Source organism: Acinetobacter sp. ME22 (assembly GCF_022012315.1).
In the GTDB taxonomy this organism is placed as follows: Bacteria; Pseudomonadota; Gammaproteobacteria; order Pseudomonadales; family Moraxellaceae; genus Acinetobacter; species Acinetobacter brisouii_A.
Genome location: NZ_JAKLTL010000006.1, coordinates 226075 through 252368, shown reverse-complemented (window position 1 = coordinate 252368; position 26294 = coordinate 226075). Strand labels below are relative to the sequence as shown.

The window sequence follows — 26294 nt, the reverse complement described above, 5'->3', positions numbered from 1 at the left end:
TATTTGCATACACTCATTTTTACAGCAATTTATCTTTTTTTGCTTAACTGACTGGCATTACCCCGAAATGGAGTGCTTTTTTAACTTAATCTGCAAAGATTAAATTAGTTCACCATGTCAGCAACTGCTGCACGTTCTTCTTCTAGCTCATTTAGAGTGAAGTTGATACGCTCACGGCTGAATTCGTCGATTTCTAAACCTTGAACGATTTTGTATTCACCGTTTTCAGTTGTTACAGGGAAACCGAACATTACGCCTTCAGGAATACCATAAGAACCGTCAGAAGGAATACCCATAGTTACCCATTTGCCGTTAGTGCCAAGTGCCCAATCACGCATATGGTCGATTGCAGCATTTGCAGCAGAAGCAGCAGAAGAAAGACCACGCGCTTCGATGATCGCAGCACCACGTTTACCAACAGTTGGAAGGAATACGTTAGCGTTCCAGTCAGCATCGTTGATTTTGTCTTTCAAGCTTTCGCCGTTTACGTTTGCAAAACGGTAGTCAGCATACATTGTTGGAGAGTGGTTACCCCAAACAGTCATGTTTTCGATGTCAGAAACTGCAACACCCGCTTTTTGAGCAAGTTGAGTCAATGCACGGTTGTGGTCAAGACGCAACATTGCAGTAAAGTTTTTCGCTGGAAGATCTGGAGCAGATTTCATTGCGATGTAAGCGTTAGTGTTTGCAGGGTTACCGACAACAAGCACTTTAACGTCACGGCTAGCAACTTCGTTCAGTGCTTTACCTTGACCAATGAAGATTTCACCGTTTACTTTAAGTAAGTCAGCACGTTCCATACCTGGACCACGTGGACGTGAACCCACTAACAATGCATAGTCAGCATCTTTGAATGCAACTTTAGGATCATCAGTACCGATCATGCCAGCCAACAATGGGAACGCACAGTCATCAAGTTCCATCATTACGCCTTTAAGCGCTTGTTGAGCTTTTTCAACTGGAATTTCAAGCAATTGTAAAATAACTGGTTGGTCTTTCCCTAACATTTCACCGCTTGCAATACGGAATAATAAGCTATAACCGATTTGACCTGCAGCGCCTGTAACGGCAACACGAACGGGTTGCTTCATGTGATTATCTCCAATTGAGGATCGTTGATATGATTAAACAGTGGTTCCATTTAATCCTTAATCATAAACGGCAATTATTGTACTCCAATCTTGCGGGTCATGCATGAAAAATAGAATGATTTGCAACAAAAGTCTGATAGAAAATTTAAACAAAATGAAGTGTGTTAATAGCTAAATTTACTGATCTTCCGTTGCTTCACTACGTGACAAATCACCTGATGAATGCATGCAAAGCAGATTAATAAGTTCCCTGTATGGTAAAACTTTTTGGACAATTTGAAATTTCATGATTTGCACAAGCTTTATATGTGCCGTTGCTGTTGTAACAAATGCTGACATGCGTCAATACAGTTGTGCCATGATTGCTCTGACAATGAAACTCAATACCATCTGCAGGTAAACCCGAGTTGAGTTTTAAAAATTGGGCGAGCAATGTCGGTCGTTGAATAGTATGTGAAGAAGCATCTGTTAATACTGCAGGAATTTTGAGCCTCTGTGCATAATTAATAATGGTTCTAAAATATTGTACGGCGGACATTGACATACACCCACCAACACTTCGCCAAAGCTGAATGCGTGATGCTTCATCAGGAATAATGCGTGCAACAACTTTGGCTTGTAAAGGGGGCAATATCGCTGAGCTGTTGGTTTCACAACCTGCACGCATGGTTTCAGGAACAAGACCTGCGACTGTTAGCGCATAACCTTCAAGGCATTTTCGCTGTTTTTTACGATTGGGGTCTAATGCACAAATTGCAGGGGTCATCTGAACATGTAGAATATCTCCGCCACGGCTAGAGTTCGATTCAGCATGTGCTGGAGAATACATAACCATCAGCCCAAACATCAGTAAGCCGCCGATAACAAAAGAAGCTGAATAAGCTAAGCATTCTTGTCTAATGATGTAGGAAACCAAAAGTCAGATCTCTCGCATTTACTGTTCTAGACGTGCGGGGATTGCACGCATCCATTTACCAATATTTTGTATTCCCTGTCCAAGCACTGAACCATAGTGAGTTGCATTGGTCATGACATTTTTAACGTAATCACGCGTTTCAGATAATGGAATACTTTCAACATATTGGTCTGCCGCAATGGTTCCCGTACTGGCTTGCCAACGGCGCGCGCGGTTTGGTCCTGCATTATAACCTGCTGTGGCTAACACAGCATTGTCACTGAGTTGCCCCTGAATCATGGACAAATAATACGTACCATAACGTACATTTGTATTCATATCGGTTAATACGGCGGGATTATACGTTTCTCCCATTTTTTTTGCGACTTGTTTCGCAGTTTCTGGCATGATTTGCATTAAACCTCCCGCTCCAACACTAGAACGGGCATGTGTCACAAAACGACTTTCCTGACGCATTAATCCATACGCCCATGCAGGATCTAAGCCCACATTTTGACTATAACTGACCACCGTATTTTGATGAGGCGTTAAATAACTCAAACGATCATTGTGTTTATTGATTGTACGATTCGCTGCATAAATCGCACGATCATACCAGCCCATATCGGCTGCACGCTGTGCAGCTGCCAACAACAAACCATCATCTTCACGTAAATACGCCTGTCGCACTGCCCAGTTCCATTCGCGATTTGTATAAATATCTGAGGCATTAATACGTTTTAATGCAAATGCACGACGAAAATGAATATCTTGATCTAAGCGCCGAAAATCGCTGGCTGTAGGCTGATATTGAATCCGTTTGCTATATGCTTCACCTAATCGCTGTTGAGCCAATAAGTTATGATAATCATCACCACTTTTTGCCAAACGCTGATAGATTCCCATTGCAATTCGTTTCGAGTTTGCATCGCCACGTTGCTCATAAGCACGAGCTAACCAGTATTGCCAACGGTCTTCTTGCTGTTGGGTTACACTCATACTACCAATCGCACGCATGACACTATCCCATGCACCAAAACGTACCGCCTGACGGGCATAAATTTCAGCCTCTTCTGGACTAAAAGCTAAGTCACCATAACTGGCATCAAAATAGTTGAGCACAATGCGATTAAAATTATTTTTGAGAACGCTCGTACCGCCAATATATGCCACACTGCGATATAAATATTTCTGTACAGGTTCAGGAACATTCTCTGCTGCACGATTTGCAGCACTTAAACCCGAATCCAGATCAGTTTGAGTCAAACGTGATAAAGCAAAGATTAAATAAGCATAGTCTGTAGCATTATTTTTAGGTGCTGACCAAAGATAGTTCAATGGACTGTTCTGAATTTGATTGAGTTGAGCCAAAGATAGATTTAATCCCATGGCTTGAGCTGTTGCCAATGCTGCTCCTAACTGCCCTGCTCGCAATTGCCCCCATAAGCGTTGCTGTTTATCTTGCGTACTCATGAGTGGACTACTGAGCATCATTCGTCCCAGACTTTGACAGGCATCAGGCAAGCTTTCGGTACTGAGCCATAAATCTTTAAATTCAGCAAAAACCAAAGGATCACCAGATTTGGCGCGTACCTGTGCAACCGCACAACTCTCTGCTTGATCAGGATTGGTGACATAAGGAACAACAGGTTGGGCATTGTTATAATCAGCTTGCTTGACTTTTTCTTCGACATAATCAGCAGCTAATTTTTCTGCCATCGCAGATTGTGGATAGCGTCTTGCAAAATCAACAATTTGACCAGACGGTTGATAACCTAAATTGATATTGAGTTTCCAGTATTCAGGGTAATACCCCAAAGCATCTTGTTGCATGCTTGCCGTATACTGATCCAATAATGCTGTATTTCCTGAATTTGCAGCACGTAATGCATCATTAAATTGTTCTTCGGCAGCAAACGCTGCTCCATTGGCTCCAAAAACACACCCTAAGGCAAATAGACGACCATAAAATTGATATGTTGTTGCACATAAAACCCGCAATTTTTTCATATAGCCGAATATACCCTTACTTGCCCTGCAATTTTTGCCCTCAGTTTAATGTTAATAGATGCACTGTTGTTGTTATGTTATGTAATCATTTTGGGCAAAGAATCGGCAATTTTGTACCGATCCGTAAAAACCAAAAGAGCTATAGCTTCAAAACAAAAAATGCTAAAATACCGCTCCTTTTCTTCCTTGCCAAAGTGTTACAGGTTCATACCACTGTAGACCTGAACACTTAGCCTTATTTTTCAGGAGCCTACATGACGGTTCAGACCTTCATTCCAGCACGTGCCGAAGCTGCCTCAGAAAACACTGTCTCCCAGCCTTTGCACACCTCTGACGTTTCAAACGCAGTGAAAAAACTGTACATTGAAACTCAAGGGTGTCAAATGAATGAATATGACAGTCACCGTATGGCCGACCTCCTCGGCGACTCACACGGCTATGTACTCACCAACGATCCAAAAGATGCTGACATTCTTTTGATGAACACCTGTTCAATTCGTGAAAAAGCTCAAGAAAAAGTCTTTAGTGAGCTTGGTCGTTGGCGCAAACTGAAAGAAAAAAATCCTGATCTTGTGATTGGTGTCGGTGGTTGTGTCGCTTCACAAGAAGGTGACAACATTCAAAAACGTGCACCGTATGTCGACATGGTTTTTGGCCCACAAACTTTGCATCGCTTACCGCAAATGCTCGATCAACACAACGATCAAGTTGAAAAGCCAAAGCAAGACAAAATTAAACTGGTCGATATCTCATTCCCTGATATTGAAAAATTCGACTTCTTGCCTGAACCACGTGTTGAAGGTTACAAAGCCTTTGTTTCGATTATGGAAGGTTGTTCAAAATATTGTTCATTCTGTGTTGTGCCTTACACACGTGGTGAAGAAGTTTCTCGTCCACTTGATGATGTCTTGGCGGAAATTGCAGGTCTTGCTGAAAAAGGCGTTCGTGAAATCAACCTTTTAGGTCAAAACGTCAATGGTTATCGTGGTGAAACCTTTGATGGCAAAATCTGTACCTTCGCTGATTTGTTACGTTTAGTTTCAGAAATTCCAGGGATTGGTCGTCTACGTTATACCACATCGCATCCACTTGAATTTTCTGAAGACCTAATTCAGTGCTACCGTGATCTTCCACAAATGGTGTCACATTTGCACTTGCCTGTACAAAGTGGTTCAAATGCTGTGTTACAAGCCATGAAGCGCAACCACACCATTGATGTCTATATCAACAAGATTGCTAAGTTACGTAAAATCCGTCCAGACATGCATTTGTCGAGTGATTTTATTATTGGTTTCCCAGGTGAAACTGATGAGAACTTCTCTGAAACCTTACAATTTATCAAAGATTTAGACTTCGATCATTCTTATAGCTTTATCTACTCGAAACGCCCTGGCACACCTGCCTCAGAACTTGAAGATACAACGCCTGAAGATGTGAAAAAAGACCGTCTTGCACAAGTTCAAAAAGTCATTAAACAGTCTAGTATCGACAAAACTGATGCCATGCTAGGTACAGTGCAACGTGTCTTGATTGAAAATGTTTCTAATAAAGACCCAAATCTTTTGGTCGGCACAGCAGACAACACCCGTTTAGTAACGTTTATTGGCGATACGACTTGGGTTGGTCGTTTTGCAGAAATTGAGATTACCGAGATTAAAACTTTGAATTTAGTCTATGGTGAGCTCTTGAATCTTGAGCCTGACGTGGCGTAATGTAGGGCTATAGACTAAACAACACTTAAAAGGAATTGTCTTGACTGCAGCGATCCGACGTACAGTATCTTTTCCAGGTATTTCAATGGACCGTTTAAAAAGCATGCTCGGTGCTTACAACGGTCACTTGAAACAAATTGAACAACGTTTAGACGTCCAAATTACCCATCGAGGCGATGTTTTTTATATCGATGGTGACATTGAGGCGGTGGAGAGAGCAGAAACCCTGTTACAGCGACTGCATGAAGAAGCTGAACTGTCCTCTCCGATTAGTGCAGACCAATTACACATGATGATTCAAGGCAGTCAGACCGAGCGTGATCTGATGGATGATGAGGGTCAGGAGCATACTGGGCTAGACAGCGTCTGGTTACAAACACGCAAAGGGCGTATTAACCCGCGTGGTGCAAACCAGAAACGCTATGTACAGCGTATTTTGCAAAGTGATATTTCTTTTGGTATTGGACCTGCGGGAACGGGTAAAACCTATTTAGCCGTTGCTGCAGCAGTCGATATGCTCGAACGTAACGAAATCCAGCGAATTCTCTTGGTTCGTCCTGCGGTTGAAGCAGGTGAAAAACTGGGTTTCCTCCCTGGTGACTTAAGCCAAAAAATTGATCCCTATCTACGTCCACTTTACGATGCCTTGTATGAAATGCTTGGCTTTGAAAAAGTGGCGAAGTTGATCGAACGCCAAGTGATTGAAGTTGCACCGCTCGCTTATATGCGTGGACGTACCTTAAATCACTCGTTTGTGATTTTGGATGAAGCACAAAACACCACACCTGAACAAATGAAGATGTTTCTCACTCGTTTAGGTTTTGGTTCTCGCGCCGTGATTACAGGGGATATTACCCAAGTCGATTTACCACGTGGTCAGCAATCAGGCTTAGCTCATGCTTTGCGTGTTTTAGAGCATGTAACTGAAATTCATATTACGCGTTTCCACTCTCGTGATGTGGTTCGCCATCAACTCGTACAAAAAATTGTCGAAGCCTACGAAGGCTGGGACAGTGAGCAACACCGAATTGGTGCTGAAGAACGTGCTGCACGCAAAGCGCGCCATGAAGCACTCATTCAAGAAAATGATGTCGCGGCAGATGCCCAACATCAGGACGCTTAAGGACTCATTTTGAAACTTAATCTTTCATTACAACAAGACGTTTTAGCACCTGAACTGGTGCTAAAACGTGGTTATCTTAAAAAAGTCATTGAAACCACTTTACGCCATGTCGACATGCAGCAAGATTGTGAAATCGGGGTTGCTTGTGTGGATAATGCTGAAAGTCATGAACTGAATTTACAATACCGCCAAAAAGACAAACCGACCAATGTTCTGTCTTTTCCAAGTGACATTCCCGAAGAAGTCCTCCCCATGCTGGATGCTTTTCCACTGGGTGACTTGGTGATCTGCATTCCTGTCGTTTTGCAGGAAGCCGATCAACAGCATAAAAAACCGCTCGATCATTTCACCCATATGTTAGTGCATGGCACACTGCATTTGCTTGGCTATGACCATGAAACTAGTGATGAAGATGCTGAGGAAATGGAAGCTTTGGAAATTGAAATTTTAGCCAAACTCGGTTTAGCCAATCCGTATCAGGATCAGTAAAAATAGAAAGGAGTGCAATTGATGTTTGTGGTGATTTTCAAAGCAGAGATTGCACAGCTCGATTCAGAATATAGTCAAACTGCACAGCAATTACGTCAAAAGGCCTTTGCTGACTATGGTTGCTTGAAGTTCGAGTCCTATACTGAAAATGAGCAAGAAATTGCACTGTCATATTGGACAGACCTCGCCAGTATTCAACGTTGGCAACAAGATCCTGAACATCAAATCGCTCAACAGATCGGACGAGAACGCTGGTACAAAAACTATAGCGTTGAAATTTGTGAATTGCAGCGACAGTATCAAATCAATCAAATCACATAAAAAAATCGGGATAAATTCCCGATTTTTTTATTTCACTTCAAATTCAGCTTCAGCTGGATCAAAACGCCATGTCCGTACAATACGTAATTCAGAAATATCTTTCATACTGGCATCGAAACGCCCAAACGGCGCACCACGGCGGACTGAATCCTTGGCAGCTTCATCCAAAATAGCATGTCCAGAACTCTGCAATAAATGCAATGCACGTACCCCACCCTCACTATTTAAGACCACCATTAAACGAACTTCGCCAGACCAGCGTTGTTGCTTGGCTTGTTCTGGATAATAGCGGTTGCCGTATAACTCCACTTTTTCACGGAACTTATTCAAATAAGCCGCCGATGCATCCCGTTTAGCCTGAATACCATCTACGGTTTTAATTTTTTGCTGGCGACTAAAATCTTGTTGGCGCTGTAAATACTGAGCTTCAAGACTTGCCACCATCGCCGCTTTCGCCTGATATTGACTTTGCAATTCATCCATGGCTTTTTTACGACGTTGATCTTCACTTTGTTTTTGCCAGCTCAAAACAGTCATCAGCACTTTTTCTTCAAATTTAAGCTCGCGCTGCTGTTTAACCATTTCAAGTTGTTGCAGTTGTTGATCACCTGCGGACTGAGACTCATCTGCTGGGGCAAGATTGGTTGACATACGGTGTTTTTGTCTAAAAATCCCTGAACCTTGTTGATCTGCCTGCGCAATAAAGTCTGCATTTTCCACTGCATCTTTGCTTGGTCGAATCGTCACAGCAATTTCTTGATGCATAGACTGATCGGCATGCGGCATCGCAAAGCGTATGCACAACAAAATAAGATGCAGTAGCAATGCCGAAATCACTGCCACCATAAACACCGAGTCTTTCCACCAAGACAGTGTGATTTTTTGCTGAATCAAGTATTGCTTTGTCATAACATTAAAACGACCAAACTTGTCAAAAATACACGTAACATACAAATATGCGATTTTTTTAGAGAAAAATGCTGTTTTATACTATTTTTTGCAGCCGAATATAGCTGATCGACTTTGCAACAGCGAGTATAAAAAATAGATGTGAATTTTTCATCTTATTCAATAAGATTGCAACCCGTATAAAAAACTATTTTTTGGAAGCCATTTATGCAAACGCTCATTTCCAACATTTCTAAACGTATCCGCGAGGTATACCGCAAGGCTGGAGGATTTATTGAGGAAGAGCGTGAATTTGCATTATCACAAGTATTTCTAAACGCAACTTTCAAACGTTTTGTGACCGATAACGTGAAAATTTTGCAGGACTTACATGCCGATGTACATGATGACTGGCTACGTTTATATGCCACACTTGACGTTCAAGGCTTGTATACCACTTTATCTGTTGACCTAAAATTATTACAAATGGAACTCAACAAAGATACCCAGCTCTTGGTCTTTGAACAAATTAGCCAAACTCAAGTCATTGAAGCTAAATATAAAAATTTTTTCCAAAAAATAGCCGTTAAATTCGCTCTATTCTTTTATCAAAAAGTTTTAGACAAAGATCCACTCGGTACAATTTTACAGCGTTTTAATGTACTTGATGTCAAAGATGATCTGTTATATCTCGATCTGAATCGCTGGCTGGGCAAAAATCCATCGATCATTGAAACTTTAGCCAAAGTTCACGTCAATCATGCGGTATTACGTGAAGCTGAACTGGTGGTTTTGGGCAATGTCAATTTAGAAGCGCTCTTTAAGAAAACTTCAGAGGAGTCAACATTAACTGATCCTATTGATACAACAAAAGACGCTGAAAAAAGCACATAATATGATGGATCTCATACAAAATGTATGTATGCATCCACATTTCATCGATTAATCTATGTCACGATAAAATATAAATATTGTAGGAATGATTATGCTTAAACAACGAATCCCTGCACGCTCTTTGGGTGTTGCTGTTCTTTTGCTTGGTGCTGTCGCAATTTCTTCAGAAGCTATGGCACTCAGCCCATTTCAGGCAACTTACCAGTTTTCCTATAACGGTAAAAATATGGGTTCAGCAACCCGTAGTTTAAAACAAAATGGCAATAACTGGACTTATGTCTTTGCAGCAAAGGCAGGTATTTTAGCTTCTGCCACCGAAACCAGTAACTTTTCCCTCATCGGCAATAATGTGGTTTCCAATAGTTTTAGCCGTAATGCCAGTTATATTGGCTTGTCTGATACGCTTAAAATCAACTTTAATCCTGCCGCCAAAACCATTGCCACCAACCGCAAAGGCAAAGCACGTTCGTTTGCATGGAAAACAGGCGCTTTGGATGAACTCAATGCTGAAATCCAAATCCGTGAAGATTTACAAAAATCAGGGCTTAAAAACAGTTATCCGCTGACTGATGCCAAAGGGGTAGATGCTCGCCGTTTTATTAAACTGGGTAATGAAAACCTCGTTACTCCTTATGGCACACTCAGTACCATCAAGGTCAAACTAGAACACGGCAAAGCCGAACGTAATACCATTTTCTGGTTAGCGCCTAAACTTGACTACTTACCTGTCAAAGTTGCCCATAATGATGGTAGCAGTTCTTATGGTATTTTGCTCACAGGCTATCAAGGACCAACCAAATAAACGCATTTTTGCAATTTTGACTTGCAATTTTTCGGATGCTTTTTAAAATACGCCTTTGCTTAAAAAAGCATCCGTTCCTTAGAGGTTCCTCCCTGTGCAAGCACTAGAACAGAAAATCTTAAGTGAAGGTATCGTTCTATCTGATCAAGTTCTGAAAGTAGATGCTTTCTTAAATCACCAAATCGATCCTGTCTTGATGCAGCAAATTGGACATGAATTTGCTGTACGCTTTAAAGATCAAGGTATTACCAAAATCATCACCATTGAAGCTTCAGGTATTGCACCTGCGGTAATGGCAGGTTTAGAACTTGGTGTTCCCGTCATTTTTGCGCGTAAACATCAGTCTTTAACCCTAAAAAATGATTTGTACGAATCAAAAGTCTATTCATTTACCAAGCAAACCACCAGCACCATTACGATTTCAAACAAGTACTTACATGCGACTGATAAAGTCCTTGTGATTGATGATTTCTTGGCAAATGGTCAAGCGGCGTTAGGTTTAATTGATTTAGTCCATCAAGCTCAAGCTGAAGTGGTTGGTTTGGGTATTGTGATTGAAAAATCATTCCAAACAGGTCGTCAACTCTTGCTTGAAAAAGGCTATCGCATCGAGTCTCTCGCACGCGTTGAGTCCTTAGCTGACGGTCAAGTCACTTTTGTTCGAGATTAAATAAAAAAGAGCGATTGATTCGCTCTTTTTTTTGGACCATTTGGTCGATGAATTGGAATGCTTGCCCAGTCATCGACCTAAAAATCAATCTTGTTATTGCAATTTCAATGCGACTTCACCCAAACGCTTACCCTGTTCAATACACAACGCTTTTTCTTCCGCACTTAAACCTTGATCATGACGTGAACCACTGACATGACTTGCCCCATACGGCGTTCCGCCTGATTTAGTATTGGACAATGCGGGATGTGCATTGGTTAAACCTAAAATCATCATGCCATGGTGAAATAACGGCGGCAACATACTGAGCAAGGTACTTTCCTGTCCACCATGCATCGAACCCGATGATGTAAAGACACAAGCAGGTTTGTTATGTAAAGCTCCACTCAGCCATAAGGTCGTGGTCTGATCCCAAAAGTATTTCATCTCGCTCGCCATGTTACCAAAGCGCGTTGGCGAACCTAGTGCCAAACCTGCACAGCCTGCCAAATCCTCTAAACTACAGTAAATATCGCCTTCTTCAGGAATACTTGGCGCAGCGACTTCTACCGCCGTGGTCAATTGTGGAACGGTACGAATTTTGACGGACATCCCTGCTGCTTCAATACCATCGGCAATCAAGTGTGCCATTTCTTTGGTTGAGCCATATTTGCTGTAATACAGTACGAGAATATAGGTTTGCATTGCTCTTGAAATACAATAAAAAAGAAAACTATACGGTATTTTGTAGTTTTTTTGGGTAGCCTTAGAGAAATATTACATAAATTCTCATCAAAAAAATTAGGGCTAGGTTATGCAAAAACTTCTGATGCGCCTGCCATTTTATGAAAAAAAATGGTTTCAGTTTCTTTTATTTACAATCAATCGGTTTGAGAATGATCGTTGTCGTGACAAAGCCGCTTCACTGACTTACACCACGTTATTTGCTGTCGTACCTATGCTAACAGTGTTTTTAGTCATTATTTCTTCGATTAAAGCGCTAGAACCTGCACGTCAGCAAGTACAGCACCTCATCTATACCAATCTATTACCTAAAAGCAGCATCGCTTTTGATCAGGCCTTTAACTCGTTTACGGACAAGTCCAGCAACCTGACCGTGATCGGGATTTTATTTTTATTCCTCACTTCACTAATGATGCTCACTAGTGTTGAGGAAGCTTTTAACCGTATTTGGCGAGTCAAGCAACAGCGTGGTGGAATTATTGGTTTTATGCGCTATTGGACCATTATTTCTTTAGGTCCAATTCTGTTAGGTAGTGCATTTGTGATTTCATCAACTGTCGCTTCCCTAAATATCTTGAGCAATAATTTTGTTGGTTATCAAATCGATGGTACGGTATTTCTAGGATTTATTTCTTATATTCTGATTATTCTTGGTTTTTTTATTATTTATTGGACAATCCCAAACCGATCTGTACCGATTAAAGCCGCTGCAATTGCAGGCATTTTGAGTGGTTCAATTTTTCAGTTACTCAAAAGCTTTTTTGGTTTCATGATGGCAAATTTTACTAGCTATGAACTGGTCTATGGTGCATTTGCCGCGGTTCCTATTTTTCTATTATGGATTTATTTATCATGGAATATCGTCTTATTAGGCGTCGAGGTCAGTTTCGCTCTCACCTCTTTTAGTACAGGCAATCGCCAAAAACGTCACCCTGTGATTATGCTGCTTGATATTTTAGATTTATTTTATAAAAAACAGAAACTAGGTGAAACAGTCAACGATGAGGAAGCCCTCAAAATCTTAGGTCGTGGCGAAGTGGGACGTTGGCCTGCTTATGTTGAATTGCTTGAACGTCAACACTTGATTAAACGCACCGATGGGGATGAATATGCGCTGATTCGCAACTTGTCTCAAGTTGATTTTTGGAGCTTCTATAACACCTTACCGTTTACCTTACCACTGCGCCGTGATGTTTGTAATATTCATGATGATGATCAATGGATGCAAGCACTTGAGCCTTTACTCAATGATGCCGATGATTATCTAAAAAGTCATTTATCTATTCCTTTAGCCCATTTATTTGATCATCGAACCGCATTGAGCAATATTCCATATCAAAAAACCGAGTGATCACACTCGGTTTTTTTGACCTCAGAACAACTTAGGCTTTTACAAAAGTTGTCCAAACAAAATCTTGGCTTTGACCTTTTAAAGTCATTTTAAGTTGATCACCTGCTGCTAATGCTGCCACTCCTGCTGGTGTGCCCGTCATCACCACATCACCCGCTTCAATGGTAAATGCCTGACTCATGTCACAGAGCATTTCAGCAATTGGGAACAGTAACAATGCCGTATCACCAGACTGACGAATCGCATCATTCACTTCAAGTGTATAGTGAACATGTTTCCAGTCTTCAATTTCACTGACATCAACCCAGTCGGCAAGCACACAAGCGCCATCGAAAGATTTAGCACGTTCCCAAGGCTGACCTTTATTTTTCAATTCAGTTTGCAAATCACGCAACGTTAAATCTAGTCCCAATGTCACCGCACCAATTGCTGCAAGTGCTTTTGCAGGATCAGTTTCAGCCTTCAAGGTTTGGTCGATACGCAAAGTTAGCTCGCATTCATGATGACAGCTACCGAGTGCCGAATTCCATGAGATACCATCATCCAAACCAATTAAGCTGCTTGAAGGCTTAATAAATAGCACTGGACGATCTGGAACGGCATTGCCAAGTTCTTTGGCATGATCTGCATAGCTACGACCCACACACACGATCTTATTTGGACGAACACTCATACGACTTCCTTTGTTCTCTTGATGATTCGATTATTTTTTGAAACTATGCTCAAAAAGACGCTGTTCATCAGGCTGCGCAAAGGCACGTTTTGGTACGATCAGAACACTACGTGTTTTCAGTTCCAACATATACGTCAGTTTGCCTTGGGCAAAATTCTGCACTTCGCTGTATGGATACTGCTGCTTGCGCCCACCCGAATACAATTCAAAATAATGCTGATAAAGATCAATACCCTGCTCGCTTTTCGCTGCCTGATATTTAACGAACTGACGTCTAAAAAGCATTGGCAATAACCAATAACGCATCGCAATTTGCAATACTAAAAAGAATACCCCTAAACCCACATAGTAACGACCTACACCAGAAAAACCGATATAAAAGCCATAGACAATAATTCCTAGACTAATCAGTGGTGTAAGAAAACGGGTAATTTGTTTTTTACCAAAAGTTGCAAGCCCAAAGCCGTCCTGTGATTCTTCTAAATTTAGGGCGTAACGCAAAGATAGGGCAGGTTTTTGATCTGTCATAACATGCTGCAAATACTCAAAAAAGTATCGCTATTAGACCACAATCACCTTGGCTTTTAAAATCAATCTCTGTGCTATTTTGCAACAGTATCCACATCGTTGCATAAATAAAATAGTAGACCATCAATTTAAAACTATAAAATAACTTTTATGTACGGCATATTTTAGAAATAATTTTATGTCTTTCTTTGAAAAATTGTTTGGTTTAAAAAACCAACCCGTCGAATCTTGAATTGAAACTGCACCAGTTTCTTTCTTGGAAATTATGGAGAAAATTCGTTCTATTTATGCGATTGGCATTTGGCTCAATTGAAGCGGAAGCAGGCGAAAAAACATTTATGGATGATGCAGCACGCTTTAAAACCTTTGCATAATGCAACCATAAAATACAGGCACAAAAAAACCGCATTTAATCTGCGGTTTTTTCAATCTTGATCAAGTTGGTGCGCTCAGAGAGATTCGAACTCCCGACCCCTTAGTTCGTAGCCAAGTGCTCTATCCAGCTGAGCTATGAGCGCATTGTCTTGATGGATGGGCATTATACGCACTTTAAAAAAAATGCCTAGCCTTTTTTCAAAAATTAATAGCGAATGAATAGTTATTAAGCGAAATCAGACTTCCTTGTTTAAAAATACGCCTTAAATCTAGATTTCTTGCCACTGATAAAACTTATAATCCGCCAATGCCAACATGGCATGATCATTTGGACTGTCGCCATACGCATAAATTGCATCAAAGTCGCTGAGTTTATATTTCTGCTGTACGCGATTGGCTTTTTCGACATAACCACAATCACCTTGCTGTAACTCTCCAGTATAACGACCCGCCCGAACTTCAAGCTGATTACAAATCAAGTCAATGCCCTGCTGCTGACACCAGTCTTTTAAATACACATCTAAAGAAGACGACACCACGACGACCTGATCGCCCTGCTGTTGATGCCAAGCAATTCGCTGTTTGGCATGCTCATGCAGCAAATTCGGCAAAATCGTTTTTGAAAATTGTAAACCTTGCTGTTCCAGTTTGTTAACAGGGTAATTTTTATAGGCAACTCGACATAATCTCATTCGAATTTGCTGATCGCTGACATATCCCGCTCGAAATGCCATAAACCACGGCGCAGCCCGAAAACCACCGAAGAACAGTTTGCGATAAGACAATGAATATTTTAAAAATTGAGCAAAACTGTCGGTATGGGTAATGGTATGATCAAAATCAAAAAGTGCGAGATTCATATTGTTATATCTACGATTTATTTTTATAAATTTCAGGCATAAAAAAACCGCTTTAAAAGCGGTATTTTATCAAGTTGGTGCGCTCAGAGAGATTCGAACTCCCGACCCCTTAGTTCGTAGCCAAGTGCTCTATCCAGCTGAGCTATGAGCGCATATACTTGTTTGCCTATATCGGCGCGTTACGTCTGCCTATTTAATTTACTTGGTGCGCTCAGAGAGATTCGAACTCCCGACCCCTTAGTTCGTAGCCAAGTGCTCTATCCAGCTGAGCTATGAGCGCGTAAGTAAATGGCGGTGAGAGAGGGATTCGAACCCTCGATACAGTTGCCCGTATGCGTCCTTAGCAGGGACGTGGTTTCAGCCACTCACCCATCTCACCGTAACAGGACGCAATAATACAAACTAAAATGCAGCTCATCAAGTAAAGTTTTTGTTTTTTTCATGTTTTTTGATTCAATCATCTATTTTTTAAACAATTTCCGCATTTTAGCTGATTTTTTAGGCGATTTTATTGCTACCATAATCACATGCATCTCCTATACGCATAAAAAACTGACACTTCAACACATTATTGCAATGAATTACGTGCAGTCTATTTCTGCATGACTTATGCTAAACCTATCTGCTGATAAGAAGCCACACAATATGATGAAAAACTGGGTCGATCCTGAAGCCAAAGCGGAAGCGGAGCGTTATGACAATCCAATTCCTAGCCGTACTCTCATTTTAACCAGCCTCGAACAACTCGAAACACCTCAATCACATGCTGAACTGGTTGATCATTTCAACTTACAAGATCAAAAAAGCATTGAAGCACTGAGCCATCGTCTGAGTGCTATGGTACGAGATGGTCAATTGGGCAAGGATGGCTTGAAGTTTCAACTCATGACCGACCAGCCAACGCATGACGCGACGGTTTATATCAACAGTAAAGGACTCGGCTCAGCACATATTGATGGTCAAGATGATCTATTACTGCCTGAGCGCGAATTGCGTTTAGTCTTTAACGGTGACCGCGTCAAAGTCCGTCAAACTTCGGTCGATCGCAAAGGTAAAGCTTGGGGACATATTGCTGCAGTTGTACAACACCGCGTCAAACAAGTGATTGGCAAATTGGCAGAACATGAAGGTGAATACTTTATTCAGCCAAGTACGCCGAACAGCCATCAGCCGATTACGCTCGAAAAACAACTGATTGAACATGCTCAGGCCAAAGTTGGTGACAGTTTACGTGTTGCGATTGATGATTATCCGACGCGTGAAGAGCTGGCGACAGGACATATTGTTCAGTCGATGGCAGACAAAGCCAACACGGAAATCATTATTCCTCAAACTATTTTAGAGTTTGGTTTACCGTATGAATTTCCTGAAGAAGTGGTTAAAGAAGCCGAAAGCTTTAAGGAACCCTCAGCAAAAGATATTCAAGGACGTGTCGATTTACGTGATTTAGCGCTCGTCACCATTGATGGTGAAGATGCTCGCGACTTTGATGATGCCGTCTATGCAGAAAAACGTTCGGGCGGTGGCTACCGTGTCGTGGTGGCGATTGCCGATGTCAGCCATTATGTGCGTTTAGAAAAACCTTTAGATAATGAAGCACAAGACCGTGGGACTTCGGTGTATTTTCCACACTTTGTCTTGCCGATGTTACCTGAAGCACTCTCCAATGGTTTGTGCTCGTTAAACCCTCACGTTGACCGCTTATGTATGGTCTGCGATTTGAAATTATCGCGTGCAGGCCGAGTGACTGGCTTTGAGTTTTATCCTTCAGTGATGCATTCCAAAGCCCGTTTGACTTATGACCAAGTCGGAAAATATTTGGAAGGTGACTCTCAGGCGATTCCTGAAGATCGTGAAATTCGTAAGTCGATCAATATCTTGTTCCAACTCTATCAAACCCTGAAAGGCTTGCGTGCCGAACGTCATGCCATGGAGTTTGAGACGGTTGAAACTTATATGACTTTTGATGAGTTGGGCGGCATTAAAGAAATTTTGCCTCGCACCCGTAACGATGCCCACAAACTGATTGAAGAATGTATGTTGCTCGCCAACGTTGCAGCCGCAGAATACGCTTTAGAACATGATATTCCAATGCTGTACCGTGTGCATGAAGCCCCTGAGTTCTCACGCATTCAAAAAGTTCGTGACTTTGTAAAGTTGTTGAATTTAGGTATTCCATTCCCTGAGCAGCCAACACAAGCCGATTATCAAAAAGTCATCGAAGCCACCAAAGACCGTATTGATGCAGCCAGTATTCATGCAGTGTTATTACGCTCAATGATGCAAGCATTCTACGGCGCAAAAAATGCAGGACATTACGGTCTGGCTTATGAAGCCTATACCCACTTCACCTCTCCGATTCGTCGTTACCCAGACTTGCTCTTGCACCGTGCCATCAAAGCGCATTTAGGCAAGAAAAAGCCTGTGCTTTCAGGTGCAGCACTCGATGATGCGGGTGAGCATTTCTCACAAACTGAACGTCGTGCCGATGAAGCATCACGTAGCGTTACGACTTGGTTAAAATGCCACTATATGCAACAGCATTTGGGTGATGAATTTGTCGGTACCATCAGTGCTGTGGCTGAGTTTGGTTTATTTGTCACGCTTAAAGACTTATATGTCGATGGCATGATTCATATTAGCCAACTTGGTGATGACTTCTTTGTCTATGACCCTGCCAGTCAAACACTGATTGGGCAAAACCGTGGTCAGATCTTTGGCTTAGGCGATGAGTTGAATATTAAAGTCGCTGGCGTGAATCTTGAAGAACGAAAAATTGACTTTGAATTACTGAAACAGATTAGTCATGCAGGTCGAGCCATTCGCAGTCGTGCGCCACGTGCAAGTAGCAAATCTACACTGCGTGAGCAAGTCTTCAATCAGCCAGAAGTTGTAGCACCCTCTGCTGAGCCACAAGAAGCGGGTGAGAAACCTGTCCGTAAGAAAAAGGACAAAAATAAACCGAGTTCTTATGGCAAAAAACCAGCGAAAAAATCCACGGTAAAAGCTGAAGCGAAAAGTAAAGACAAAGCCAAGAAAAAAGACAAAGTGAAAAAGAAAAAATCCAATGCCAAAACTCGGCAGGATTGATTCAACATAAAAGTAAAAGAGCTTCGGCTCTTTTACTTTTTCTATCTCTTCCCTTCCAATTCAATGAGAAAACCACCGTTTCATTTAAGAACCTCGTCCATCACCCTTGATTTCTGTCACTTTAAGCCTTAAATCTAGAAATAACGTTTATATTTTTGGCACAACGCATGACATTACAACAAGCAACACTTCCTACTCCTCAGTTTGATCAGATTCAACTCGATCAATTAAAAGAGCAAATTCAGCAACAGATTCAAGCAGGATTAAAGTTTCTCAGTGAACTGACTCAAGCACCAAGTGATTTTTCTGCCCAAACGCAAGTGCTTGAGCAAATGGACACCCTTGAAAATAATATGAGCGAGTCTTGGGGTGTGTTGGCACATTTAAATTCAGTTATGAGCAATGCCGTAACGCGTGAAGTTTATCAGTCACTACTCCCCCTCCTCAGTGAATACTATACGCAACTTGGTCAACATACGGCGCTGTATCAGACTTATCAACATCTTCATGATGGTACGGAATTTTCAACGTTAACCCCTGCTCAGCAAAGTGCGATTCGTCTTGCATTACGTGACTTTAAACTTTCAGGTGTGGCACTTGAAGGTGCAGCCAGACAGCGCTATGCAGAAATTTCTGCGCGTTTGTCTCAATTGTCTTCAGACTTTTCAAATCATGTTTTAGATGCTACACAAGCCTACTTTAAACCCCTTGAAGAGGCTCAATTACAAGGTTTACCCGAAAGTAGTGTTGCCTTGTTAAAACAATATGGTCAGCAACGCGAATTAGAACAAGCGGTTGCCACGCTGGATTTTCCATCTTACTTGGCAATCATGACCTATGCACATGACCGCGCTTTACGTGAAGAACTGTATAAAGCCTATACCACACGTGCTTCTGAGCAGTCTCAGCATACTGAATTTGATAACTCCGAGGTTATGCAGGAAATCTTGAGTTTACGTCAGGAAATGGCGCAACTGATCGGTTTTGAGAACTACGCTGAATATTCTCTTGCCAGCAAAATGGCGCCGAATGTCGCGACTGTTTTTGAATTTTTAAATGAACTGGCTGAACATGCTCGCACGCCTGCCTTACAAGAAATTGCCGAGTTAAAAGCCATTGCCGCACAAGATGGGATTGATGAATTACAACCTTGGGACAGTAGCTTCTATTCAGAAAAACTTAAACAGCAACAATTTAACCTGTCACAAGAAGCCTTAAAACCGTATTTCCCTGCACCCAAAGTCGTGCAAGGTTTATTTGAAATTGTACATCGTTTATATGGCATTCAGATTCAGGAACGTGCTGCACCTGTATGGCAGTCCGATGTACGTTATTTTGAAATTGAAGATCAAGGACAAGTGCTGGGCGGTTTCTATTTAGATTTATATGCACGTCATGGCAAACGTGGTGGTGCATGGATGAGTGGTTTCCGTTCACGTATGCAAACCGCACTGTCCCTACAAAAACCTATCTGCTATATGGTCTGTAACTTTACCCCACCTGTAGGTGATCAACCTGCTCTATTGACACATGATGAAGTCACGACTTTATTCCATGAATTTGGACATGGCTTACATCACCTCCTGACCGAAGTCGACAATATTTCAGTGGCAGGAACACATGGTGTCGCATGGGATGCCGTAGAACTTCCAAGTCAATTTATGGAATTTTGGACATGGGACAAAGCTAGTCTAGACCTAATCAGTGAACACATTGAAACCAAGCAGACCTTACCGCAAGATTTACTCAATGCCCTACTCGATGCGCGTTTCTTCCAATCTGGCATGCAAACCTTACGTCAGCTTGAATTTGCCTTGTTTGACCTTGAAATTCATCAACATATACCTGCACTTAACACAGCCCAAATCCAAGACACTTTGAACCAGATTCGTCAGCGTATTTCTGTTTTACCAACCACAGCATATAACCGCTTCCAGCACAGTTTTAGCCATATTTTCGCTGGGGGTTATGCTGCAGGTTATTACTCTTACAAATGGGCAGAGGTTTTAGCCAGTGATGCTTTTGATCGCTTTGAACATGAAGGAATTTTCAACACAGACACTGGACACGAATTCCGTAAAGCGATTTTAGCCGTCGGCGGTAAAGACACTGCACTTGATGCTTTTGTACATTTTCGTGGTCGTGAGCCTAAAATTGATGCGTTATTACGTCATCAGGGTTGGACGAAAGCGCCTAAAAACGCTTAAACTATGCGCTTAAAATTCATGATTCATGGTATAGGTATCATCTTATGAAAAAACGATTCATTGCAGGTGCAAAATGTCCAAAATGTGAAGCGTTAGATCGTGTGGTGATGCTCACTGAAAATGATCATGAATGGATTGAATGTATTGAATGTGGCTACAGTGAAAATCGACCAACACATGTCGAGGAACCTGAAACTCCAGCTGTAGCAGATGAGGTGGGTGTTATTCAATTTCGCCCACGTCACGCCACTCCGTCAAACCATTAATTGACACGATTATGAAAACTAATAAATCAAATTCTTTCTTACTTTGGATTATTGTTGGCGTTCTTTTTGCCATTTGTTTAGCTGTATTTGTTTGGCAATCATGGTTTGTGACTGCTCCTACAACCCAAATACCTGCCACTGCACAACATAAAACACAAGCTCCTCCTATGGCACAACCTGTTGCATCATCCGAACCTAGTGTTACAGTATCTGAACCAATAACAACAGCTTCAGAACCTAAAACAACTCAACCAACGAAAAATTTGGTTGATGATAGCGTACTGAAACAGCCCGTACCTGAAAATCCATCTTTAGCAAAAGAAGAAGTATCCAAACTTGAAGATATTCAAAAGCAATTGAAACATCAAGAAGCGACTCTAAAAGCCCAACATAGCGATGCTGATAAATTAATCAGACTCAAACAAGAACAAATTAAGCTTCTTGAACAACAACTTGCTGAGCAACAAAAAGCGCAGTAATGATAAAAAAAAGCAGCATAATCACGGTTCTGTATTATGCTGCTTGTCAAAGGTAAAACTTGTAGAGTACAGCATAGTTCGGAACTTCAGTTTAAACATTCGCCCAAATCTATTTTTATTTGGTCATTTCGGTCAATTGAGGGCGGTATAGCTTGGCCAAAATTTTCAGTTGTTTCCATTTTTGCAAGCTAAGCTGATCACACCAAATGACGCATGGCGGCTGTTCTTCTTGCCAGAACAGCACAATATATATGCCATGATCAACCAATCGAATTAAGTGTAATTGTTGATGATCGACAGTCCACAACTCAGATTCAAGTTGTGCAAGCACAGCAATATTCTGTTGTTTTAGTCGAAACCAAATCCAAGCCAAACTCGCCAGCAGAATGATTAATAAAACCAAATACCATGGCAATGCAGAATAACTCAGTATAAGCAACACGACATAGCACACAAATTGAAAAAACCAAGCAATCTTGCTTGGTTTTAACTGAAAACTCAGATTATTGATGGACATAATGCTTCAGTTTCACAATCAAATTTTTAATTTCAGGGCGTGGAGGTTCACCCACTTCCATAAACCAGTCCAGTAAATCAGGATCTTCCTGATCAACTAACTCAGCAAATAAAGCTTTTTCTTCGGGGCTTGCTTGCAAATAATATTGACGAACATACGGATCAAAATACACATCAATTTCTTTTAACCCACGACGTGCACGGTAGATGACTTTACGTTCTTCTAAACTAATATCGTCTGACATATTGATTTCCAGTCCCATTATTATGGCAAGTAGTGTAACAAGAATTTAAAAAAACGAAATAGCTCAATTCAGGATTTTATTTAGTCACGAAAGCTTAAATTTTTATCGCGAAAACTTGCGTACTTTAAGATAAATTTATCCAGTAAATAGTTATGGGAAATTCGCCAAGGTAAACGTTTTCCTTGCTTCGGCATAATATCTGTAGCACGTTGCAAATAACCTGAAGACAATTTACCCATAATGCCTTGCTGAGTACGCTGTTGAACATCGGTGTGTGCAACCACTTCTTTATGATGATGTTTGTGCATATATTTAAGTAATCGGCATACATACTGCGCAGCGATATCCACTTTTAACGTCCACGATGCATTGCTATAACCAATCATCAAAGCAAAATTAGGAACATCACTCAGCAACACTCCCTGATACAGCATTTTTTCACCCAAATTCACAAGTTGATGATCAATTGTCAGTTGTAAACCACCCAACAACTGGATCTGTAAACCTGTGGCAGAAATGATCAAATCAGCATCTAAATGCTCTCCTGACCGTAACTGAATCCCTGATGGCGTAAAATGATCAATATGATCAGTGACAATGCTTGCCTCACCCTCACGTAATACTTGGAATAAGTCCCCTTCTGGGACGGCACATAAACGTTGATCCCAAGGGGAATAATTTGGAGTGAAATGTCGCATATCGACTTTGCCTTGCAATTCCTGCTCAACAGATTGAAGTAGCAAACGTTTCGTAAGCTTTGGCATGCTTTCAGCCATCTGAAAAATGATGCGCTGCAACAAAATATTTCGACCACGAACAAAACGATAGGCCCATGTTGCTGAAAGATGCCGATGTAGCAATTGATAGGTTGAATCTTGAGCTGATACTTTAGCGACATAACTCGGAGAACGTTGTAATAAGGTGACATGTCGAGCACCTGATTTGGCTAACGCAGGGACAAGCGTGACTGCCGTTGCTCCACTACCGATGATGACCACTTTCTTATTTTCATAATTCAGGTCAGCTGGCCAATGCTGAGGATGAATCAATTGACCCTGAAAATTGTCTTGCTGAGGAAAATTCGGTAAATAGCCCTGATCATAATTATAATAACCCGTGCAGCTAATCATAAAACGTGCTTGCCAAGTTTCAACTTGCTGCTTGTCATTTTCTACATGCAATCGCCAATATTTGCTCTGAGTATCGTAATTAGCTGCTTTGACCTGTTTTTCAAATTCAATCAAAGTAGACAAATTATAGTGATCTACGACTTCTTCTAAATAATCCTGAATAGATTGACCATCTGCTAAAGTCTGACTTTTTAACCACGGATAAAATTGATAACTCAACGTTGACATATCTGAATCGGATCGGATTCCTGGGTAGCGAAATAAGTCCCAAGTTCCCCCAATATTTGAGCGGCGTTCTAAAATTTTAAAACTGAGCTTAGGGCATGACTGCTGCAAATGTACAGCTGCGCCAATTCCTGAAATTCCTGCTCCAATAATCAATACATCGACATGATGTTCCATTGGCAATATCATCTTGTGTTTTGAATTATTCTAACTGATTTCCCCATAAAAAAAGGTCGGTATAAACCGACCTTTTTCGAGCAACTAAGTTCTTTTGCGAAATTATTTAACTTCGCGATCTACTAGCTCAACGTAAGCCATCGGCGCAGCATCACCTGCACGGAAGCCCGCTTTAAGAACACGTAGATAACCGCCGTTACGTTCTTTGTAACGAGGGCCAAGAACGGTAAATAATTTACCAACAGTTGCTGCATTACGAGTACGAGCAAACGCTAAACGGCGGTTTGCTACTGTATCGTTTTTAGCTAAAGTGATTAAAGGCTCAGCAACACGGCGAAGTTCTTTCGCTTTAGGCAAAGTTGTTTTAATTAACTCATGCTCTACTAAAGCATTTGTTAAGTTTTGGAACAACGCCTTACGATGGCTGCTTGTACGGCCTAATTTCACACCACTATTACGATGACGCATGGTGATAGTCCTACTTAATTAACGGCTACGATAGGCGAAACGATCGTCCATGCGTAAACTAGCTGGTGGCCAGTTTTCTAAACGCATGCCGAGTTGCAAGCCTTTCGAAGCTAAAACATCTTTAATCTCAGTCAACGATTTCTTACCTAGGTTAGGAGTTTTTAATAACTCAACCTCAGTACGTTGAACAAGATCACCAATGTAGTAAATATTTTCTGCCTTCAAACAGTTAGCAGAACGAACAGTAAGCTCGAGATCATCTACTGGACGAAGCAAAATTGGATCAACTTCTTCGCGAGGTTCTTGAGCAACAGGAGCTTGATCTTTCTGAAGATCAACAAAAATTGCAATTTGTTGTTGCAAGATTGTTGCCGCTTTGCGGATTGCTTCTTCAGGATCAACTGTACCGTTGGTTTCAAGATCAATGACCAGCTTATCAAGGTCAGTACGTTGTTCTACACGCGCATTTTCTACGGTGTAAGACACGCGCTTAATTGGGCTATAAGAAGCATCTAACTGCAAACGACCTACTGGACGTGTTTCACCTTCAGGGAAACGTGAGTCAGATGTTTCATAACCACGACCTTGAGACACTTTCAAACGCATTTTCAATGCGCCTGTAGCACTTAATGTGCCGATCAAATGCTCAGGATTCACCAATTCAACATTATGAGGTAAACGAAGGTCAGCAGCTGTTACGTCTCCTGGACCTTGTTTTTCTAATGTTAGGTAAGCTTCGTTTTGATCGAACAGCTTAATAGACAATCCTTTAAGGTTCAGCAAGAGCTCGACGATGTCCTGCTGCAAGCCTTCTAAAGTACTGTACTCGTGCTCGACACCTTCTATCTCTACTTCAACCACAGCAGCGCCAGGTAAAGAAGACAATAGAATGCGACGTAAAGCATTACCCAAAGTGTGACCAAAGCCACGCTCTAAAGGTTCCAGAATCACTTTTGCCGAGGTCCCGCTTGCCGCTTCGACCTTGATCGCTTGCGGAGTTAGAAACTCGTTTGCAGTACGCGTCATTTATTGCTACCTCAAGGATTATTTAGAATACAATTCTACAATCAAGCTTTCGTTGATTTCAGCAGGTAGATCTGAACGATCTGGTGCAGCTTTGAACGTACCTTCAAACTTAGAATGATCAATCTCAATCCAAGAAGGAATGCCACGTTGAGTCGCTAATTCAATTGCATTTTTGATACGCAATTGTTGTTTAGCACCTTCATGAACAGCAATAACATCACCAGCTTTAACTTGGATAGACGCGATGTTTACACGACGGCCATTCAAAGTGATAGAACGGTGAGATACTAACTGACGAGCTTCTGCACGTGTAGAACCAAAACCCATGCGATAAACTACGTTATCAAGGCGGCTTTCAAGCAATTTCAACAAGTTCTCACCTGTTGCACCTTTAACACGAGCTGCTTCTTTATAGTAATTACTAAATTGACGCTCTAACACACCGTACATACGACGTACTTTTTGTTTTTCACGTAATTGTAGTGAGTACTCAGATTGCTTTCCGCGAGCTTGGCCATGTTGACCAGGCGCTTTTGCATGCTTTTTAGTTTTGACGTCAAACGGTTTAACGCCAGATTTAAGTTGCAGGTCTGTCCCTTCGCGGCGAGAGAGTTTGCATTTTGGACCAATATAACGAGCCATGAATGTTTCTCCTTACACGCGACGTTTTTTAGGTGGACGGCAACCGTTGTGAGGGATTGGTGTCACATCGGTAATGCTGTTAATCTTATAACCCACTGCGCCTAATGCACGAACCGCAGACTCACGACCAGGACCAGGACCTTTTACAAGGACGTCCAGATTTTTCAAACCGTAATCCAAAGCTGCTTTACCAGCAACTTCAGCAGCTACCTGAGCAGCAAACGGAGTTGATTTACGTGAACCACGGAAGCCTTGTCCACCTGAGGTAGCCCAAGCCAATGCATTACCTTGACGATCGGTAATCGTTACAATGGTGTTATTAAAAGACGCGTGAATGTGTGCAACACCTTCAGAGACGGTACGAGTGACCTTCTTGCGTGTGCGAGTATCTTTAGCCATCTTTTAGCTTCCAGAAATC

The 26294-nt window shown here is 41.6% G+C and carries 26 protein-coding genes, 4 tRNA genes and 2 pseudogenes; 13 read left to right on the top strand and 19 right to left on the bottom strand.

The window, feature by feature from the left end; translation table 11 throughout:
* Positions 1 to 104: 104 nt before the first annotated feature.
* The 3 genes from LVY74_RS10865 to LVY74_RS10855 all read right to left on the bottom strand — a co-directional run bounded on the left by LVY74_RS10865 (position 105) and on the right by LVY74_RS10855 (position 3996).
* Positions 105 to 1091: a malate dehydrogenase gene (locus LVY74_RS10865; protein WP_237815057.1), complete on the bottom strand. Its 987-nt coding sequence runs from the start codon at positions 1089 to 1091 to the stop codon at positions 105 to 107.
* 238 nt (positions 1092 to 1329) lie between these two features.
* The gene (locus LVY74_RS10860; RefSeq protein WP_237815065.1) at positions 1330 to 1995 is read right to left on the bottom strand and encodes a ribonuclease T2 family protein; all 666 of its coding nucleotides are present in this window, start codon (positions 1993 to 1995) and stop codon (positions 1330 to 1332) included.
* Positions 1996 to 2025: 30 nt separating this feature from the next.
* Positions 2026 to 3996 carry a lytic transglycosylase domain-containing protein gene (locus LVY74_RS10855; protein ID WP_237815056.1) on the bottom strand — a complete coding sequence of 657 codons (1971 nt, stop codon included), beginning with the start codon at positions 3994 to 3996 and terminating at the stop codon, positions 2026 to 2028.
* A gap of 254 nt (positions 3997 to 4250) precedes the next feature.
* Between LVY74_RS10855 and miaB the strand changes: the two genes are divergently transcribed.
* From miaB to LVY74_RS10835, 4 genes are read left to right on the top strand one after another with little or no spacing between them, the layout of a single operon-like run.
* A complete protein-coding gene (gene miaB / locus LVY74_RS10850) occupies positions 4251 to 5708 on the top strand; it encodes a tRNA (N6-isopentenyl adenosine(37)-C2)-methylthiotransferase MiaB (RefSeq protein WP_237815055.1) in 1458 nt (485 codons plus the stop codon).
* Positions 5709 to 5748: 40 nt separating this feature from the next.
* Entirely contained in the window at positions 5749 to 6831 is a 1083-nt protein-coding gene (locus LVY74_RS10845; protein ID WP_237815054.1) for a PhoH family protein, read from the top strand.
* A gap of 9 nt (positions 6832 to 6840) precedes the next feature.
* On the top strand, positions 6841 to 7320 hold the full coding sequence (gene ybeY, locus LVY74_RS10840) for an rRNA maturation RNase YbeY (RefSeq protein WP_111895284.1): 480 nt from the start codon (positions 6841 to 6843) through the stop codon (positions 7318 to 7320).
* A 21-nt stretch (positions 7321 to 7341) separates the two neighbouring features.
* Positions 7342 to 7641: an antibiotic biosynthesis monooxygenase family protein gene (locus LVY74_RS10835; RefSeq protein ID WP_237815053.1), complete on the top strand. Its 300-nt coding sequence runs from the start codon at positions 7342 to 7344 to the stop codon at positions 7639 to 7641.
* Between the two features lie 27 nt (positions 7642 to 7668).
* On the opposite strand, the gene LVY74_RS10830 is transcribed toward LVY74_RS10835, so the two are convergent.
* Positions 7669 to 8550 (bottom strand): energy transducer TonB, encoded by an 882-nt coding sequence (locus LVY74_RS10830; RefSeq protein WP_237815052.1) that lies wholly within the window; start codon positions 8548 to 8550, stop codon positions 7669 to 7671.
* A 207-nt stretch (positions 8551 to 8757) separates the two neighbouring features.
* Here LVY74_RS10830 and LVY74_RS10825 point away from each other — a divergent pair, with 207 nt between their 5' ends.
* The 3 genes from LVY74_RS10825 to LVY74_RS10815 all read left to right on the top strand — a co-directional run bounded on the left by LVY74_RS10825 (position 8758) and on the right by LVY74_RS10815 (position 10895).
* Positions 8758 to 9423, top strand: a complete 666-nt coding sequence (locus LVY74_RS10825; RefSeq protein ID WP_237815051.1) for a hypothetical protein — start codon at positions 8758 to 8760, stop codon at positions 9421 to 9423.
* Between the two features lie 91 nt (positions 9424 to 9514).
* Complete coding sequence (locus LVY74_RS10820; RefSeq protein ID WP_237815050.1) at positions 9515 to 10225, top strand: DUF3108 domain-containing protein; 711 nt, start codon at positions 9515 to 9517, stop codon at positions 10223 to 10225.
* A gap of 94 nt (positions 10226 to 10319) precedes the next feature.
* Positions 10320 to 10895 (top strand): xanthine phosphoribosyltransferase, encoded by a 576-nt coding sequence (locus LVY74_RS10815; protein ID WP_237815049.1) that lies wholly within the window; start codon positions 10320 to 10322, stop codon positions 10893 to 10895.
* Positions 10896 to 10988: 93 nt separating this feature from the next.
* Here LVY74_RS10815 and wrbA read toward each other — a convergent pair whose 3' ends face one another.
* Positions 10989 to 11579: an NAD(P)H:quinone oxidoreductase gene (wrbA, locus tag LVY74_RS10810; protein WP_151708690.1), complete on the bottom strand. Its 591-nt coding sequence runs from the start codon at positions 11577 to 11579 to the stop codon at positions 10989 to 10991.
* A 109-nt stretch (positions 11580 to 11688) separates the two neighbouring features.
* Here wrbA and LVY74_RS10805 point away from each other — a divergent pair, with 109 nt between their 5' ends.
* Complete coding sequence (locus tag LVY74_RS10805; protein ID WP_237815048.1) at positions 11689 to 12969, top strand: YhjD/YihY/BrkB family envelope integrity protein; 1281 nt, start codon at positions 11689 to 11691, stop codon at positions 12967 to 12969.
* A 31-nt stretch (positions 12970 to 13000) separates the two neighbouring features.
* On the opposite strand, the pseudogene LVY74_RS10800 reads toward LVY74_RS10805, so the two are convergent.
* Positions 13001 to 13657 (bottom strand): annotated as a pseudogene (locus LVY74_RS10800) (fumarylacetoacetate hydrolase family protein); the annotation flags it as partial.
* 15 nt (positions 13658 to 13672) lie between these two features.
* Positions 13673 to 14170 (bottom strand): YcxB family protein, encoded by a 498-nt coding sequence (locus tag LVY74_RS10795; protein ID WP_151708687.1) that lies wholly within the window; start codon positions 14168 to 14170, stop codon positions 13673 to 13675.
* 290 nt (positions 14171 to 14460) lie between these two features.
* Between LVY74_RS10795 and LVY74_RS10790 the strand changes: the two are divergent.
* Positions 14461 to 14544, top strand: a pseudogene (locus LVY74_RS10790) (nitroreductase family protein); the annotation flags it as partial.
* Between the two features lie 67 nt (positions 14545 to 14611).
* Here LVY74_RS10790 and LVY74_RS10785 read toward each other — a convergent pair.
* The 5 genes from LVY74_RS10785 to LVY74_RS10765 form a co-directional block, all read right to left on the bottom strand.
* Positions 14612 to 14688, bottom strand: a tRNA-Arg gene (locus LVY74_RS10785).
* A gap of 126 nt (positions 14689 to 14814) precedes the next feature.
* Positions 14815 to 15405 carry an HAD-IB family hydrolase gene (locus LVY74_RS10780; RefSeq protein ID WP_237815047.1) on the bottom strand — a complete coding sequence of 197 codons (591 nt, stop codon included), beginning with the start codon at positions 15403 to 15405 and terminating at the stop codon, positions 14815 to 14817.
* Positions 15406 to 15480: 75 nt separating this feature from the next.
* Positions 15481 to 15557 (bottom strand) — tRNA-Arg (locus LVY74_RS10775).
* Between the two features lie 51 nt (positions 15558 to 15608).
* A tRNA-Arg gene (locus tag LVY74_RS10770) sits at positions 15609 to 15685 on the bottom strand.
* 9 nt (positions 15686 to 15694) lie between these two features.
* A tRNA-Ser gene (locus LVY74_RS10765) sits at positions 15695 to 15784 on the bottom strand.
* Positions 15785 to 16050: 266 nt separating this feature from the next.
* Here LVY74_RS10765 and rnr point away from each other — a divergent pair.
* The 4 genes from rnr to LVY74_RS10745 all read left to right on the top strand — a co-directional run bounded on the left by rnr (position 16051) and on the right by LVY74_RS10745 (position 21447).
* Positions 16051 to 18495: a ribonuclease R gene (gene rnr / locus LVY74_RS10760; protein WP_237815046.1), complete on the top strand. Its 2445-nt coding sequence runs from the start codon at positions 16051 to 16053 to the stop codon at positions 18493 to 18495.
* Positions 18496 to 18662: 167 nt separating this feature from the next.
* On the top strand, positions 18663 to 20702 hold the full coding sequence (locus LVY74_RS10755) for a M3 family metallopeptidase (RefSeq protein WP_237815045.1): 2040 nt from the start codon (positions 18663 to 18665) through the stop codon (positions 20700 to 20702).
* A gap of 44 nt (positions 20703 to 20746) precedes the next feature.
* A complete protein-coding gene (locus LVY74_RS10750) occupies positions 20747 to 20968 on the top strand; it encodes a YheV family putative zinc ribbon protein (protein ID WP_237815044.1) in 222 nt (73 codons plus the stop codon).
* Between the two features lie 11 nt (positions 20969 to 20979).
* The gene (locus LVY74_RS10745) at positions 20980 to 21447 is read left to right on the top strand and encodes a hypothetical protein (RefSeq protein WP_237815043.1); all 468 of its coding nucleotides are present in this window, start codon (positions 20980 to 20982) and stop codon (positions 21445 to 21447) included.
* Positions 21448 to 21562: 115 nt separating this feature from the next.
* Here LVY74_RS10745 and LVY74_RS10740 read toward each other — a convergent pair whose 3' ends face one another.
* From LVY74_RS10740 to rpsK, 7 genes are all read right to left on the bottom strand, one after another.
* Positions 21563 to 21964, bottom strand: coding sequence for a hypothetical protein (locus LVY74_RS10740; protein ID WP_237815042.1), 402 nt, complete (start codon positions 21962 to 21964; stop codon positions 21563 to 21565).
* Positions 21951 to 22208 carry an FAD assembly factor SdhE gene (locus LVY74_RS10735; protein WP_151708680.1) on the bottom strand — a complete coding sequence of 86 codons (258 nt, stop codon included), beginning with the start codon at positions 22206 to 22208 and terminating at the stop codon, positions 21951 to 21953. Before LVY74_RS10735 ends, LVY74_RS10740 begins: the two co-directional genes overlap by 14 nt.
* 80 nt (positions 22209 to 22288) lie before the next feature.
* Positions 22289 to 23740 carry a flavin-containing monooxygenase gene (locus LVY74_RS10730; RefSeq protein ID WP_237815041.1) on the bottom strand — a complete coding sequence of 484 codons (1452 nt, stop codon included), beginning with the start codon at positions 23738 to 23740 and terminating at the stop codon, positions 22289 to 22291.
* Between the two features lie 102 nt (positions 23741 to 23842).
* Positions 23843 to 24208 carry a 50S ribosomal protein L17 gene (rplQ, locus tag LVY74_RS10725; protein WP_004754212.1) on the bottom strand — a complete coding sequence of 122 codons (366 nt, stop codon included), beginning with the start codon at positions 24206 to 24208 and terminating at the stop codon, positions 23843 to 23845.
* 18 nt (positions 24209 to 24226) lie between these two features.
* Positions 24227 to 25234: a DNA-directed RNA polymerase subunit alpha gene (locus LVY74_RS10720; RefSeq protein ID WP_004754213.1), complete on the bottom strand. Its 1008-nt coding sequence runs from the start codon at positions 25232 to 25234 to the stop codon at positions 24227 to 24229.
* An 18-nt stretch (positions 25235 to 25252) separates the two neighbouring features.
* Entirely contained in the window at positions 25253 to 25876 is a 624-nt protein-coding gene (rpsD, locus tag LVY74_RS10715) for a 30S ribosomal protein S4 (protein WP_111895265.1), read from the bottom strand.
* A 12-nt stretch (positions 25877 to 25888) separates the two neighbouring features.
* Positions 25889 to 26275 (bottom strand): 30S ribosomal protein S11, encoded by a 387-nt coding sequence (gene rpsK / locus LVY74_RS10710; protein WP_001040166.1) that lies wholly within the window; start codon positions 26273 to 26275, stop codon positions 25889 to 25891.
* Positions 26276 to 26294: the final 19 nt, after the last annotated feature.